Raw genomic sequence first — 1212 nt, forward strand, 5'->3', positions numbered from 1 at the left:
CGCATTGCTCACGTTTGCCAAGGAGTCATTCGTGGCAGCGACTTTATAGGTCGCTTGGGAGGAGAAGAGTTCGCAGTAATCTTAACAGATACGAATGCGATTCAAGCGTATGAAGTAGCTGAACGCATCCGCCAAGCTATACAAGCAACGATCTGTCATGTCGATGACGTTGAAATTACGACCACTGTTAGTATCGGTGTAGCAGAGTTGAATTCACAACAATCCAACGCAAAAGAGCTTCTAATCGAGGCCGATAAAGCGATGTACTATTCAAAGCACTCAGGACGCAATCAAGTCACCCTAGCTTACGAAAACCTGCCAGATCTTAAGCTTTATCAAACCGGTCACTTAAAAATACAAAGAGTTTCTTAAATATAAGTTCCCCCTTTCTGACCACAATAACATCGCTAAAAACTCACCTATCTAAAAGCCTTATAACTATTCGTAAAAAATGCTCTATATGTGTTCGCTATTTATCGACCTAAACCACCATCATGACATCCTTAATATCGACTTTAAAAAGCTCGCAAGTCAGCAAAAATCCATTCAGATGAAAATGAGACCACTGGCCCTTGCTCATTTCAAAGATGGACACTCACGCACACAAATCGCCAAGTTTCTCAAGGTAAGCCGAACCAGTGTCAATAAGTAGGTTTAAACCTTTCTTGAAGAAGGGCTGGAAGGACGGTAAGAAAAGCCAAGAATAGGAAGACCACCATTCTTAACTTCTGAGCAAAGAGAGCTGTTGAGCCAATACATAAAAGATAAAGCCAATGACTTTAAAATGTCAGTGTCATCAAACTTTCGCCCTATTCTCCAGAGCTAAACCCTATCGAACAAGTATGGCGTTGGTTGAGGCCACGCTATTTAGCCAACCAATCTTTTACTGATTACCACGACATCATCTCCAAAGTCTGCGATGCATGAAATCGGTTTTTGGATTGCTCCAAAAGAGTCACCAAAATATGCTCGAGAAGATGGATAGACCTGACCAGTTAGTTTTCCAGATTGGTATGACTTCTCTTGGAAGGGAAAATGACAGTCCCTAAAATGACAAAAGCCCTGCTATTTCTAGCAGGGCTTTCAAATAAGTGGCGGAGCGGACGGGACTCGAACCCGCGACCCCCGGCGTGACAGGCCGGTATTCTAACCAACTGAACTACCGCTCCGCACTGGTTAGACTCTGGAGTCTAAATAAGAACCTGGCGATGT

General features: G+C 43.3%; 2 protein-coding genes and 1 tRNA gene. 2 read left to right on the forward strand and 1 reads right to left on the reverse strand.

Annotated elements, in window-relative coordinates; genetic code table 11:
* Both R7O13_RS24275 and R7O13_RS31540 read left to right on the forward strand, forming a co-directional pair.
* On the forward strand, window positions 1-372 hold a 372-nt coding region (locus tag R7O13_RS24275), incomplete at its 5' end, for a GGDEF domain-containing protein (RefSeq protein WP_318304857.1).
* A gap of 423 nt (window positions 373-795) precedes the next feature.
* Window positions 796-927 (forward strand): transposase, encoded by a 132-nt coding sequence (locus R7O13_RS31540; RefSeq protein ID WP_110178151.1) that lies wholly within the window; start codon window positions 796-798, stop codon window positions 925-927.
* 165 nt (window positions 928-1092) lie between these two features.
* Here R7O13_RS31540 and R7O13_RS24285 read toward each other — a convergent pair.
* A tRNA-Asp gene (locus R7O13_RS24285) sits at window positions 1093-1169 on the reverse strand.
* Window positions 1170-1212: the final 43 nt, after the last annotated feature.

It is taken from the genome of Vibrio sp. Y176, assembly GCF_033438945.1.